The sequence below is a fragment of the Cupriavidus pauculus genome, assembly GCF_008801835.1.
GTDB lineage: Bacteria > Pseudomonadota > Gammaproteobacteria > Burkholderiales > Burkholderiaceae > Cupriavidus > Cupriavidus pauculus.
Genome location: NZ_VZOW01000008.1, coordinates 86,831 through 100,435, shown reverse-complemented (window position 1 = coordinate 100,435; position 13,605 = coordinate 86,831). Strand labels below are relative to the sequence as shown.

Annotated in this window: 12 protein-coding genes; 6 read left to right on the top strand and 6 right to left on the bottom strand. The window is 63.7% G+C overall.

What is annotated here, in order from left to right:
- The 4 genes from F7R19_RS11425 to F7R19_RS11410 form a co-directional block, all read right to left on the bottom strand.
- Window positions 1–513, bottom strand: a complete 513-nt coding sequence (locus F7R19_RS11425; protein ID WP_150980640.1) for a DUF3304 domain-containing protein — start codon at window positions 511–513, stop codon at window positions 1–3.
- Entirely contained in the window at window positions 510–1,904 is a 1,395-nt protein-coding gene (locus F7R19_RS11420) for a DUF4123 domain-containing protein (RefSeq protein ID WP_150980637.1), read from the bottom strand. The genes F7R19_RS11425 and F7R19_RS11420 overlap by 4 nt, the downstream gene beginning before the upstream one ends.
- Window positions 1,904–4,258: a type VI secretion system Vgr family protein gene (locus tag F7R19_RS11415; protein ID WP_150980634.1), complete on the bottom strand. Its 2,355-nt coding sequence runs from the start codon at window positions 4,256–4,258 to the stop codon at window positions 1,904–1,906. Before F7R19_RS11415 ends, F7R19_RS11420 begins: the two co-directional genes overlap by 1 nt.
- A gap of 242 nt (window positions 4,259–4,500) precedes the next feature.
- The gene (locus tag F7R19_RS11410; protein ID WP_150980631.1) at window positions 4,501–5,421 is read right to left on the bottom strand and encodes a dihydrodipicolinate synthase family protein; all 921 of its coding nucleotides are present in this window, start codon (window positions 5,419–5,421) and stop codon (window positions 4,501–4,503) included.
- A 183-nt stretch (window positions 5,422–5,604) separates the two neighbouring features.
- Between F7R19_RS11410 and F7R19_RS11405 the strand changes: the two genes are divergently transcribed.
- The 3 genes from F7R19_RS11405 to F7R19_RS11395 are packed head-to-tail and all read left to right on the top strand — an operon-like array spanning window position 5,605 to window position 8,825.
- The gene (locus tag F7R19_RS11405) at window positions 5,605–6,570 is read left to right on the top strand and encodes a Bug family tripartite tricarboxylate transporter substrate binding protein (protein WP_150980628.1); all 966 of its coding nucleotides are present in this window, start codon (window positions 5,605–5,607) and stop codon (window positions 6,568–6,570) included.
- Between the two features lie 20 nt (window positions 6,571–6,590).
- Complete coding sequence (locus tag F7R19_RS11400; RefSeq protein WP_150980626.1) at window positions 6,591–7,622, top strand: 4-hydroxythreonine-4-phosphate dehydrogenase PdxA; 1,032 nt, start codon at window positions 6,591–6,593, stop codon at window positions 7,620–7,622.
- Window positions 7,623–7,649: 27 nt separating this feature from the next.
- Window positions 7,650–8,825: an L-rhamnonate dehydratase gene (locus F7R19_RS11395; protein WP_061956718.1), complete on the top strand. Its 1,176-nt coding sequence runs from the start codon at window positions 7,650–7,652 to the stop codon at window positions 8,823–8,825.
- A 150-nt stretch (window positions 8,826–8,975) separates the two neighbouring features.
- Here F7R19_RS11395 and F7R19_RS11390 read toward each other — a convergent pair whose 3' ends face one another.
- Window positions 8,976–10,085, bottom strand: coding sequence for an NADH:flavin oxidoreductase/NADH oxidase (locus F7R19_RS11390; protein WP_150980623.1), 1,110 nt, complete (start codon window positions 10,083–10,085; stop codon window positions 8,976–8,978).
- 95 nt (window positions 10,086–10,180) lie between these two features.
- On the opposite strand from F7R19_RS11390, the gene F7R19_RS11385 reads away from it, so the two are divergent.
- On the top strand, window positions 10,181–11,053 hold the full coding sequence (locus F7R19_RS11385) for a LysR family transcriptional regulator (RefSeq protein ID WP_061956714.1): 873 nt from the start codon (window positions 10,181–10,183) through the stop codon (window positions 11,051–11,053).
- Between the two features lie 30 nt (window positions 11,054–11,083).
- On the opposite strand, the gene F7R19_RS11380 is transcribed toward F7R19_RS11385, so the two are convergent.
- Window positions 11,084–11,596, bottom strand: a complete 513-nt coding sequence (locus tag F7R19_RS11380) for a cupin domain-containing protein (protein ID WP_150980621.1) — start codon at window positions 11,594–11,596, stop codon at window positions 11,084–11,086.
- A 261-nt stretch (window positions 11,597–11,857) separates the two neighbouring features.
- Here F7R19_RS11380 and F7R19_RS11375 point away from each other — a divergent pair, with 261 nt between their 5' ends.
- Together F7R19_RS11375 and F7R19_RS11370 are read left to right on the top strand one after the other, a co-directional pair.
- Window positions 11,858–12,766: a DMT family transporter gene (locus tag F7R19_RS11375; RefSeq protein WP_150980618.1), complete on the top strand. Its 909-nt coding sequence runs from the start codon at window positions 11,858–11,860 to the stop codon at window positions 12,764–12,766.
- Complete coding sequence (locus F7R19_RS11370) at window positions 12,750–13,514, top strand: helix-turn-helix transcriptional regulator (protein ID WP_150980616.1); 765 nt, start codon at window positions 12,750–12,752, stop codon at window positions 13,512–13,514. The genes F7R19_RS11375 and F7R19_RS11370 overlap by 17 nt, the downstream gene beginning before the upstream one ends.
- The last annotated feature ends 91 nt before the right edge of the window (window positions 13,515–13,605 follow it).

The window sequence follows — 13,605 nt, the reverse complement described above, 5'->3', positions numbered from 1 at the left end:
TTATTCTCCTTTTTGGCGCATCACGCGCGGGCCTGTAAAGAGCAATTTGTCGACACGCGGATATCTCGCCCCACGGGGATCGTCTCCGGGAATAAACTCCGCCTCCACCTCATGAGCTGGGAAAAATCTCACGATCAGATAGCTGTGCCGGCTTGCGCTCCTCGAGACTTGTCCCGTGACAACGACGACCCGTTCATACGTTCTCCACTGCGACTTGTCCTCCTGACGCCCGCCCACACGCCAGACCACCTTGACGGTCTGACCCACGCCCGGCATCAAGCCACAGCACTCCTGCCCCGTGGTTCCCCCACGGGAGAACTCCCGAACCAAAGCCCCGGTCACTCCAGTGCGCTTTCCGTCGACCGTTAGAACCGAGAAGTCATAGATAAAGTCCTCTGTATAGTTCGCGGCCCACGCTGCTGCCTCTACCCAACCGCGGGGTTGCCCGATGGCACATCCACCCAACATCACCAGCAAAACCGCCACTGCGATCGCCTTGATAAATCCCGTCATGCCTCTCCTTTCTTCGCGTGATTGAGATCGTCCTTGTGCATGACAACGGCTTGTCCGAACTTTCCGAAGTAAATTTCCAGCACGCCGGATTTTTCATCATTGGGAAGCTCGCCCTTGACAACAAGCTCCAGCCGATGCGGCGTACACATGGAGCGTCCCGACCCATATGCCGTGGACACGTCCCACCTCAGGGTCAGCTTGTCGCCAGGAAGCGGCGACAGCACGGCATCTTTATCGAGCGTGGACTCGCGATGTGGGCTGCCTTCGATGCTGCCAAGGAACTGGCGTTGGGCGTGCCTGGGTAGTTCAATAACCAGGCCGTAAATCGTTCCACCTGTGTCATTGACGATGCGAGCGCGCAGTCGGACGTGTCCGGCTTTCTTCATTGCGGCTTGTCGGGCGCATATCTCGCTAGCCTCGACACGCTGCCGCGCAGTGGCAGCGAGTTCGCTCCAGACCTCATGGTGAACATCGCGGTACGCCTTCTCCAGCGGCTGACTCCTCGCCGCCGCATCGGTCAGCAGCGCCTGAAGGCGCGGATGCTTGTCGTAGTCCACCTTGAAGCGCAAACCGTAGACCACAAACGTCTGCACATCCTGCTTTCCGGCCAAGCCGTAATTGAGCGCCCGGTCGACCAGTGGCTCAATTTCCGCCAACTGCTCGTTGTGGGAAGGTATGCCTGTCAGATTCAACCGGGTTTTCCGCAACCATGCATGTACCTGTGCGGGCATGGCTGCGCGCTGCAACGCAGTCACCACGTCGGCGGGAACAGGAAGCGCCTCCCATGGCGTCGGGATCGGCAGGCTCTCGCCCGCCAACTCCACCAATGAACGGTGCCGATCGAGCATCCACCAGGCGTGAATGGGGCCGAACATATAGCGGCGTGTTGCCTCGGGCAGCCGTTCATGCAGGACCCTCAGATGAGATGGTTGATAGAAGAAAAACCAAGCATCTTCGTCGTCCGGACCCAGACGCGCATGCAGCAGCGTTTGTAGGTGTTCCACCAGCCCGGCCATCTGATGTGGCGACCATATCCACGTCACATGCGATGTATTGCGGGTGCTGAGGCCCAGCAGATTGACAAACGCATCCGCGGCAGTCGGCGCGTGCGCAGAAAAACTCGAGACAGTCAGCGTGCCGGTGCTGCGCAGGTCCGGCATCGCCAGCAGCACCGGCCCCGTCGCTTCAAGCCCCTCCAGACCCGAGCCGGCATAAAGCGGCATGCGTTGCAGCGGCGCTAGCCACCGAGATCGGTCCGGGACCTCGTACCAACGCAGAGCAACCGGATCAACCAACGCATACAGGTTCGCCGGTGTGTCGGCAGCGACAAGATCTCGATGCTTGGCGCGGAAGCGTTCCAACATCGCATTTTCGTAGTCCAGGTACTTCATCAGAGTTCCAGCTTTGCAAACGGGGTTCCGGAACGGCTCTCACGTAATGCACATTGCGCGGCTTGCGGCTTTGGCAGTACGGGCAGCGTGGCCAGCCTCTCGGACGCTGGGCCCTGCTTGCTCCAGGCGATGCATTTCTGGTAGATATCGCCGGGCGTACCGCTCTCGATGCGCCCCGGTGTAATGCGAATGTACGAGCCGCCCGCGCCGATCCAGACTTCTTTCGCCGCCGACAACACCAGCTTGCCGTCCTCGCTGCTGATGGTGACGTCCTTCAGTGCGGTCAACGCCATCGCATCGCCCTGTGCCTGTATTTCCACCTTGCCTCTGCTCGCGAAGAGTTTCATGCCGAGCTTCTTCGTGAAGAGTGAAATCCCATTGCCCGCGGCAACTGCAAACTTGCGCAATACACCGATGTCGGCATCGCCGCGCGCCGTTGCCATGAGATTGTTTGCAGCGCTCACCTGCAAATCCGCACCGGAAACCAGCGCCATGCCCGCAGGTGCGCTCGCCAACAGGCCAGACGCCTTGAGTTGCTTCAACGTGTCGGCCAGAAGCGCTTTTTGCCGCGCGCAGTCGTCGGCCAGCGCGTTGGCGGCCTTGGCGGATCTCGACAGCGCCTCCGCTTGCTCGAGCGCCTCTTGGAGGAGCTTCAGGGCGGCATCCATGTGCAACTGATGACCTGCCGCGCCGGGCTGATCATCCGCACTCAAAAACAGCCCCTTCCCGCCGCGAATCGCGCCCCAGCCAGATGTGCGCAGCTCGAACCCATCGCCGCGCTTCTTCTTGGTATGGTCGACCAGGTAGCCAAGATTCAATTGCGTCTTGCCGTATTCGGTAGACAGCTTGATGCCTTCCTGGCCTTCCCAGTCCTCCATGCGCAGCTTGTTGTTGCTTTGCGTGCGGATGACGTTGCGCGACAGCCATCGGTCCCGGTTTGTGATCGGGTCCGGGTGGCGACTGTTGTGCTGCACGTGCGCGATGTACGGCTTGTTCGGATTGCCGTCGCGGAACGCCACGTCGACGTATGTGCCGTCAATCAGCGGGAAGTGGAAGCCGGTCTGCCTTGCGCCGGCGAACGGCTTGGCGAATGCCAGCGGCACACTCTCCGCGCCCTTCGGCCATGTGTCGAAATCGAAATCGAAGCGGACGATGTAACGACCGTCCTGCGTCAGGTACGCATACTTGTATTGGCCTGGCGACGTGATGCGCGCGCTCAGCGTCCCCCCGATGCGCGGCCATTTCTCCTCATCGATCGGCAGGCGGAAACGGCGGTCGCACGGGATGGCTTTGTATGTGTTGCGATAGGCCGCATCGCGCGCGCCGGTGTGGATCACTTCGGTGATCGTCTGTTCGTGCGGCGCATCGGGCAACGGCTGGTCCATGCGCAGGATGCGCGCCGGGCACAGCGCCAGCACGTTGGTTTGCCCGGTGTAGACAAGTTGCCCGGCAAACGTGGCCTCATGACGCAACTGCGCCTCCCATTTGGCTTCGTCGAAATCCAGCGCGTGCGCGCCGTAGACATACGATTCGCCATAGCTGGTTTTCTCGGTGCGCGCGACGTTGGCCTCGCCGGTTACGCGCTCCCACGCCTTGTCGGGATTGAAATCCGCCACGCGGAACGATCCGGGCATGGTCCGCGCGTGCGTCTCCAGCGCGAAGATCGCCTCCCTTCCCGATTCCAGCCCCGCTGCCTCCCGGTATGGCACGCGCAATTCCGGCAGGTAAATGTAGTGATCGATGTCGTCGCCAAAGACGATCAACTCGCCAAATTTTCCAGGCGTGAAAAAGCAGTAAATGCCCGATTGCTCCATCAGCAGACGGATGTAGTCCCAATCGGACGTCTGGTGCTGCATGCGGAATGCCAGTTGCGGATATTTGCGCCGCAGGCGGAATTCGAACTGGTGGCCTCTCAGCTCATGCCGTCGCAGGATCGCTTCGATGATTTCCGGGACGGTGCAGCGCTGGTAGATGCGGCTGGCCTGCGTCAATCGCAGCCGCGCGACCAGTGGCTCGATGACGATTTCATAACCGCAGAAATCCCGGGTCTTGCGGGTCTGCGAGAAGCGGGTGATGCAGCCGGCAAAGCGGCGGGGTTCGGATCCATCGGAAGGATCGATCAGGAACGCGGCTTGCCGCCCGAGATAGTCGGCGCGATCGAGCATCAGCGGATGCGTCAGTTGCACCGTCACGACATAGGGCTCGCCTAGCCGCTCCACGGCCTCGAACGACACCACCGACAGTGCCTCGGCGCTGGCTGTGCCGGGGACCTTCAGAAAATATGCCTGATGCCTCGACAGTCCCGCTCGCACGGCATCGTTGAAATCGCTGAGATCCTTCCCTAGATCCGTCATGCGCTGGCTCCGTTGTGGATGTGGTCGCGCGAAACGCATTGGATATTCCTTCTTCAAATCCAATGCTTCGCGCGCCAAACCTTAGAGCCTTTTTCATCGATGCAAACTGCGCACTTACGAGATTTTGTTAGTCATCAATTTTTAATTAAAATAATCAAACATTTATGCCGGCATTATTATTTCCAGCATCCCGTTTTTGCGCCACGCCCACGCGCCCTTCACCCACAACGCCCCACCGCCCCCTAACGCCCCCATCGCAGCACCAGCGGATCGAGCTTTCGGGCGATCCTGAGCAGGCCCTCGCGGGTTGCCGGATGCATGGGCTGCAGCGGATGGCGCACCGCGTCTGACCGGATCACGCCGCCTTCCTGCATCAGTACCTTGGCGGTGGCCAGCCAGCCCTGACGATTCTCGTAGTTGATCAGCGGCAGCCACTGCTGGTAGCGTTCGGCGGCGCCGTCGGCGTCGCCATGCTGCCAGCGATCGACGATCTGCCGGATGCCGTCGGGAAATCCCGCGCCCGTCATTGCACCGGTCGCGCCCGCCTCCAGATCGGCGAGCAGCGTGATGGCTTCCTCGCCATCCCATGGACCGACGATGGCGTCGCCGCCCAATTCGATCAGATCGCGCAGCTTGGCGGCGGCCTGCGGCACTTCGATCTTGAAGTAGGACACGTTGTCGATTTCTCGGGCCATGCGCGCCAAAAACGGCGCCGACAACGTGGTGCCGCTGACGGGCGCGTCCTGGATCATGATCGGGATATCGATGGATGCCGATACGGTGGCGAAGAATTCGTAGATGGCGCGTTCGGGCACGCGGATGGTTGCGCCGTGGTACGGCGGCATCACCATTACCATTGCGGCGCCGGCATCCTGCGCCGCGCGACTGCGTTCGGCGCAGATCTTCGAGCTGAAATGCGTTGTGGTGACGATCACCGGCACGCGCCCCGCCACATGGTCGAGCGCCGTGGTCATCAACAGACTGCGCTCGTCGTCGCTGAGCACGAACTGCTCCGAGAAATTCGCCAGGATGCATAGACCGTGCGAGCCCGCATCGATCATGAAATCGATGCAACGGCGCTGGCCGTCCAGGTCCAGTGCACCATGTGCGTCGAAAATCGTGGGGACTACGGGGAATACTCCGCGATAGACCGGCGTCGTCATGCTGTCTCCTTGTGATGTCTGGGCGCAAATATACGGCGCGGGCAGTGCGGCCGTATATTGAAACGTTGCTATGCGGCGATCACTCCTGGTTATCGCCGCTTCAGAAAAGGTCAGTATTCGTTCGGCACTGATCTCCGTATAGTGGCTTCACGCAGCGACAGACTGCATACGACGGAGACAACCATGAAAAGATGGATGGCTAGCGCGCTGGCCAGCATTGCGGCGTGCGGCCTGGCAATGCCCGCCGCCCGCGCCGACGACACACGGCCGATTCGCATGATGGTGGGCGCTGCGCCAGGTGGGGGCACCGACGTCATGGCGCGCATCGTGTCCGACAAGCTCGCCGCGATCCTCAAGCAGCCAGTGGTGGTGGACAACCGGCCCGGCGCGTCGAACACCATCGCCGCCGATATCACGGCCAAGGCACAGCCCGATGGCAACACGCTGCTGATGGGCGTTTCCACTTCACAGGCCATCGCGCCACATCTGCTCAAGCTGCAGTTCAATCCGCTCAAGGACTTGGCGCCGGTGGCGCTGGTGGCGCAGGTGCCCAATGTGCTGGTGGTAAACAACCAGGTGGCGGCGCGCGACGCTGCGGCGCTGGTGGCGCAGATCCAGGCCAATCCCGACAAATACCGCTATAGCTCATCCGGCGTAGGCAGCACCCAGCATCTGGCCGCGGCCGCATTTGCACACCGCATCCACGGCAAGATGCTGCATGTGCCCTACAAAAGCAGCGCCAGTGCACTGGTGGACCTGATGGGTGGACAGGTCGACATGAGTTTTGAAACCATGCCGTCCGTCATCAACCACATCAAGGCGGGCAAGCTGCGCGCGCTGGCGGTCACGTCCAGCACACGCTCCGCGCTGCTGCCGGACGTTCCCACGCTGGCCGAAGCTGGCGTGCCGGAAATCCAGGCCAATACCTGGTACGGCGTCTACGCAACGGCCGGCACGCCGCCGGCCACGCTGCAGCGCATCAGCGCCGCCATGACGCGCGTGATGAAGGATCCGGACACCATCCGCAGGCTCGGCGAAGTCGGCGCGGTGCCGGGCACACTCGATCCCGCGCAATTCGACGCATTCTCACGCAGTGAATACGCGCGCTACGGCAAGCTGATTGCCGAACTCGGCGTCAAACTCGACTGAATCGACTGACTCGACTGCTCATGACACATCGACCCCGTATTGCCATGGTGCTCGGCGACCCTGCCGGCATCGGCCCCGAACTGATCGCCCGGCTGCTGGCCGATCCGGCTGCCGCGCAGGCCCGCATCCTGCTCATTGCCGACCGCGAAGAATGGCGGCGCGGCATGGCGGTGGCAGGCGTTGACCTGTCGCTGCCTGAAGTGGACCGCCCCGGTTTTCACGGCACGGAAGCGGGGCCGCGCCTCTATCACTGGACGCTCGACGACATCCCGGCGTACCCGCGCGCCATCGCCAGCGCTGAAGGCGGCCGGTATTGTCTCGGCACGCTTAAAGTGGCGCTTGGATTGGCGCAGGCCGATCAGGCCGACGCGATCCTGTTTGGACCGCTCAACAAGAGTTCGATGCATGCCGCGGGCATGGGTCACAACGATGAATTGCACTGGTTTGCCGAACAGCTCGATTTTCATGGGCCATTCTGCGAATTCAACGTGCTCGACGGCCTGTGGACGTCGCGCGTCACGTCGCACGTGGCGCTCAGGGATGTACCGGCCATGATCACGCCGGAGCGCGTCGGCGATGCCATCGACCTGATCGACCACGCATTGCGCCGCGCGGGACTGTCGCGCCCGCGCATCGCGGTGTGCGGTCTGAATCCGCATAACGGCGACAACGGCGCTTTCGGGCGCGAGGAAATCGACGTGATCGAGCCGGCGGTAAAGCGCGCCCAGGCGCGCGGGGTGGCGGCGCAGGGTCCCTTCCCTGCGGACACGATCTTCCTGAAGGTGCAGGGCGACGCCGCGCAACGGCAGTTCGACGCCATCGTCACGATGTATCACGACCAGGGTCAGATCGGCATCAAGCTGATGGGCTTCTCGCGCGGCGTCACCGTGCAGGGCGGCCTGCCGGTGCCGATCACAACGCCCGCGCACGGCACCGCCTTCGACATCGCGCAGCAAGGGCGCGCAAATCCCGGCGCGACACTGCAAGCGTTCCACCTGGCCTGCCAGATGGGTGCGCGACGCCTGGCGCAAACGCAGGCCAGCGCCGCCTGATCCAATTTTCGAAAGAGGCATCACACCATGAAGATCACCAACGTCCGTGCGCGCGTATTCGAATGGAAAGGCAAGACGGTGCCGCCGCAAGCGCATTTCTGCACCAATGCCACCGATTTGCTATTCGATCGCGGCGATGCGATGGGGTCGTTCCGCTTTCACGGCTGGCTGGTAGTCGAGGTGGAAACCGATGACGGCCATGTCGGCATCGGCAACTGTGCGCTTGCGCCGCGCGTGGCCAAGCAGATCGTCGACCAGTATCTGGCGCCGATCGTGATCGGTCAGGACCCGTTCGACAACGAATACCTGTGGCAGAAGATGTATCGGCGCACCCACGCATGGGGCCGCAAGGGCATTGGCATGGCCGCCATTTCGGCCGTCGACATCGCTCTGTGGGACCTGATGGGCAAGGCCACGGGCAAACCCGTGTTCAAGCTGCTGGGCGGCCGTACCAAGGAAAAGATCTGGTGCTACGCGTCCAAGCTGTACAACAACGATGACCGCGACGCCTTTTTGGGCGAGGCGCAGCGCTACCTGGACCAGGGCTTCACGGCGATGAAGATGCGCTTCGGCTATGGGCCCAAGGATGGGCCAGCCGGCATGCAGAAAAACCTCGAACAGGTGCGGCTGCTGCGCGAGCTGGTGGGCGACAGCGTCGATATCATGCTCGAATGCTATATGGGCTGGACGCTCGAATACGCGCGCCGCATGATCCCGCGCCTGGCGGAATTCAATCCGCGCTGGCTGGAGGAGCCCGTGATCGCCGACGACATCGAAGGCTATGCCGAACTGAAGAAGATCAGTCCGTTTCCGATTTCCGGGGGCGAACACGAGTTCACGTCATACGGATTCAAGGATCTGCTGGAACGCCGTGCGGTCGATGTGATCCAGTACGACACTAATCGCGTGGGCGGCATCACCGCCGCACAGAAGATCAATGCCCTGGCCGAAGCGTGGTCAGTGCCCGTGATCCCGCATGCGGGGCAAATGCATAACTACCACCTGACCATGGCGTCGACGGCATCGCCGATGTCGGAGTATTTTCCGGTGCACGACGTGGAGGTGGGCAACGAATTGTTCTACTACATCTTCAAGGGCGACCCGGCGCCGGACAACGGCTTTCTGCAGCTTGACGACAACCTGCCGGGCCTGGGCCTGACCTTGAACGACGCCTACCTGCCCGACTTCGACATCATCGAGTAAGGGGCAGCGTCAGCGGGGCGCGCTGGCGCGCATGCCAGCCAGCATGGCCGCGGCAACACGCCCTGCGCAACGCTATCGCACCGGGCCTTCGCGCGGCCATGCTCGCTTGACATGGGCGCGCCCGCGATGCCCATGTCAACCAAGTTTGCTTCAGGCCGACTGCACGCGATAGCGCTCGAGCCAATGCGCATACGGCGCGGGCAGCACCCACGACGGACGTTCGAGCCCAAGCTTCAACGCGGTCTGATACGGCCAATGCGGATTGGACAACATCGCGCGCCCCACCATCACCAGATCCATCTGACGCTGTTCAACCACGCGATTGGCGATCACCGGATCGTCGATGCCCCACGCCGCGGCCACCGGCAGGCCGGCCTCGCGGCGTACACGTTCGGCCACCGGGGCCAGAAACGCCGGGCCCCAGGGGATCTGCGCATCCGGCGTAGAAAAGCCGACGGTGACGTTGAGCATGTCGAGCCCGCCTTCGCGCATGGCGCGGACCAGTTCGATCGATTCGGCAAGCGTCTGCGCGTCATTGCCGTCGTACTCGATCACGCCGAAGCGCGCGGTCAACGGCAGGTTTTCCGGCCACACTTCGCGCACCGCCGCGAGGGTTTCCAGCAGGAAGCGGCCGCGGCCGATGGCGTCGTTGCCGTAGGCATCGGTGCGCGCATTGCCGTGAATCGAGAAGAAGCTCTGCGCAAGGTAGCCGTGCGCGAAATGCAGTTCCAGCCATTGGAATCCGGCGTCGCGCGCACGACGCGCGGCGGCCACGAAATCGGCCTGCACGCGCGCGATATCGTCGAGCGTCATGGCCTGCGGCACCTTGGGCAAATTCGCGCCAAATGGCTTGGCCGACGGCGCGATCGGCGTCCAGCCGCGCGGATCGCCATCGGGAATATGGTCGTCGCCTTCCCACGGCCGATTGGCGCTGGCCTTGCGGCCGGCGTGGGCGATCTGAATGCCCGGCACTGCACCGCCGGCCTTGATGGCCGCTGCAATGCGCGCCATGCCCTGCGCCTGCTCGTCGTTCCACAGCCCTGTGCATCCCGGCGTGATTCGCCCTTCCGGCGATACGGCCGTGGCTTCCACGATCACCAAGCCGGCGCCGCCGCGCGCGAGGCCCGTGTAGTGGGCCAGATGCCAGTCGTTGGTCAGGCCATCGGTGGCGCTGTACTGGCACATCGGCGGCACCGCGATGCGGTTGCGCAAGGAGACGTCTTTCAGACGGAACGGCGTGAAAAGCGCTGGAGTGGTCATATTGCGTGTCCTGAGAGTTGCTGTGCAGCAAATGGTACGGCGACACGCTTATAATGAAAACCACCTCGACGTTATCGATTCGATAAGATTTCATTATGCTCAATCCGCAATGGCTGCGCTCGTTCGCCACGCTGGCGCAGGCCGGCAGCTTCACCGGTGCCGCTGATGCGCTCGGCCTCACGCAGGCCGCCGTCAGCCAGCACATCCGTCATCTGGAAGACGCACTCGGGCCGCTGCTGATCCGGCGTCCGCGCGCGCTGGAACTGACACCGGCCGGCAAGGCGCTGCTGGAATACTGCGGCGACATGGAACTGGCCAACGAGCGCCTGCGCGCACGGCTGACCGAGGATGGCGAATCCGGCGTGGTGGGTCTGATCACCCCCGGCAGCATCGGGCTGTTCCTGTATCCGCGCTTACTGGATCTGCAGGCCAAGGTGCCGGGGCTGATCGTCCGGCATCGCTTCGCACCGGACGCGGAGGTGCTCGAAGGCGTGCTGCAGAACCGTTTCGACGTGGGCCTGGTGTCGCTCAAGCCAGACGATCCGCGTCTGGCGGCAAGCCCGTTCAGCGAAGAAGCGCTTGAACTGGTGTATCCGGCCGGCGAGCAAGTGCGCAGTTGGGAAGACCTGGAACGGCTCGGATTCGTCGATCATCCCGATGGCAAGGCAATGGCGAAGCGGCTGTTGAGCCGGCATTTTCCCGGCAATCCCGGCGTGCAAACGCTGCCCTGCCGCGGCTTCAGCAATCAGGTCAGCCTGATGCTGGAGCCGGTGGCGCGCGGCTTCGGCTTTACCGTCATTCCGCGCTATGCACGCCAGGCCTTTGCGCAGCAAGCGGCGATCGAGGTCATGAACTGCGAGATGCCCGTCATCGACACGCTGTGGCTGATCCGCCGTTCCGAATGGCAGTTGCCGCCCCGCGTGACACGCGTGGTCGACTATCTGCGCCAGCAGGTCAATGGCGGCTGACGCACGCCGTTGCGGCGTCGCTGCGTCACCTCAGCGACGGCCGAGCCGGGCGATCAATGCGGCGTGGGCCGGATATGAACGCGCCAGTTGCGCCGTATCGGCCAATTGGAATTCACTGAACTCGAAGCCCGGCGCGACGGTGCATCCCGCCAGCGCATAACCTTCGGTGCCCGCGCGGCGTTCGGCGGCGAACCAGCATCCGGCCGGCACCACGGCCTGGAACACCGCGCCCGGCTGCGTGAGCGGATGCCCGAGCCGATGCGTGACCAGCGCGCCATCGGGCATCAACACATGCACGTCGATGCCGTCGCCCGCGTAAAAGTGCCACGCCTCGTCGGCCCGGATGCGATGCCAGGCGGACCACGCATCGTCGCACAGCAGGTAATAGATGGCGGTGGATGCGGAGCGTTCCGCGCCGTCGGCCAGCCGCGTGACGCGCGCCGCATCGCGATAGGTCTCGCGATAGAAACCGCCCTCCGGGTGCGGCTCGAGTCCGAGTTCGGCAATCAGGCGGTGCTGGGGTGCGGCGGCGGCATGGGTCATGGCTTTCGATATTGGGTGGTGCAATGGCCCGAACCTTACCGCAAACCGGATCCATCGCCGCGCAATGCGAAAGGCCGGCAGGCATGCGCGGCGCCCAGGATGTCGCAGCCCACGCGCAGTCCACACAGTGCAGAAAACGCCAAGACGGCGCTTGCCGCGCCGCGTTAGTCTCATGGAGAATGCCGCCAAAACGCCTGATGCGGCACGGCCTACGTTATTTTCCGATCGCCCACACCCGCCCTATTGCTGTCTCGTCCACCAATGCCCCGCCCTGTTCCCGCCTGGCTGCCAGCCATGGCTTTCGTGCTGATCTGGTCCACCGGCTTTATCGTCGGCAAGGCCGTGGTGCCGGTTGCCGACACCAGCCTGTTCTTGCTGGCGCGGTTTGCGCTGGCCGCGACGATGTTTGCCGTGGTGGCGCTGGCGAGTCGTGCCGCGTGGCCCGCGCTGCATCAGGTGCCGCGCCATCTGCTGGCCGGCGCACTGATGCAGGGCGTCTACCTGTGTGCCGGCTATGGCGCGGTGGCGCATGGACTGTCGCCGTCGATCATGGCGCTGCTGGGCGCCCTGCAGCCGTTGCTGACCGCGCTGCTGGCGATCCCGCTGCTCAAGGAACAGCCGTCGGCACGCACGTGGCGCGGGCTGGCGCTCGGCGCGCTCGGCGTGGGTCTGGTAGTCTTGCCCGCAATGCGTGCCGGCGCGCCGCATGCGGTATCGCCGTGGATCGTATCGATTGGCGTGCTTGCCATTCTTTCCATCACCATGGGAACGCTCCTGCAAAAAACCTCGATTGCCAAGGCCGATATCCGTGCCAGTTCGGCATGGCAGAACACTGGCGCGCTGCTGGTGGCGGCGGTGGTTGTCGCTGCATCGGGCGGGCCGGCCGCAATGCGCTGGCAGACCGGACCGACACTATGGCTCGCGCTGGCGTGGGCCGCCGTGGTGTTGTCGGGCGCGGGCACATGGCTGCTGTTGGGACTGGTGCGTCGCGGACAGGCCGCCAATGCCGCGGCCCTGATGTTCCTGGCGCCGCCCCTTGCAGCCGTGCAAGCTGCGGTGCTGTTTGGCGATCGCCTCGGCCCGGTCCAGTGGCTGGGTATGGGTGTGGCGGGCGTTGGCGTGTGGCTGTGCCAGACCCCGGGGAAACCGCGTCATGCCCAAGCTCGTTGAGCACGCCTGCCCTTTGGTGGAACCGCGCCGCTATCCACGGCGGCCGTTCGGCCATGCGCACGACTATCACCAGTTGCTGTTTGGCGTCGATGGCGAAATCGAACTGGAAATCGACGGCCATGCATACCGCGTGGATGACCGCCACGGGCTGGTGATCCCTGCCGGCGCCCACCACCTGTGTGCGGGACTGACCGACAACCTCCAGCTCGTGGCCGATTTCCCCGCCAGCTCCGTGGCGCTGCCCGCGCGGCTGATGTCGCGGCCACGCTTGCTGCCGATGGATGGTGCGTTCGCCTCGCGCGTGCGCGGGCTGGCCACCGCGCCGCGCGCGCCCGTCGCCCCACGGCAATACGCCTGGCAACATGCTGCCGTGTTGGCCGGTGCGATATCCGCGATGCTCGGTCTCGACGATGACCGGGACGATGCGGCGCGCTTTCCGGTGGCGGCGATCGACAGTTATCTGCGCGCGCACCTCTGCACACCGTTGCGCGTGGAAGCGCTAGCGGCGCGCGTCGGCTGGGGCGCACGCCGCTTCCATACCCTCTTCTGCCAGGCCTTCGGCGACACGCCGCATGGCTACCAGACGCGCCTGCGGCTGGACCAGGCCGTGCAGTGGCTGATGGCAGGCACCATGCCGCTGGCGGATATCGCCATTGGCGTCGGCTATCCCGATCAGACCACCTTCACTCGCGCCTTCTCGCGACGCTTTGGTATGCCGCCCGGCGCGTGGCGCAGCGCATCGGCGTGACGCCGCTGACACGCGCAACTTTTACAAAGAAAAGTAAGCCGCACACGGCGTCGTGGCGTTCGCAGCCAGCAATAGCGTGACGCCGGGGCTC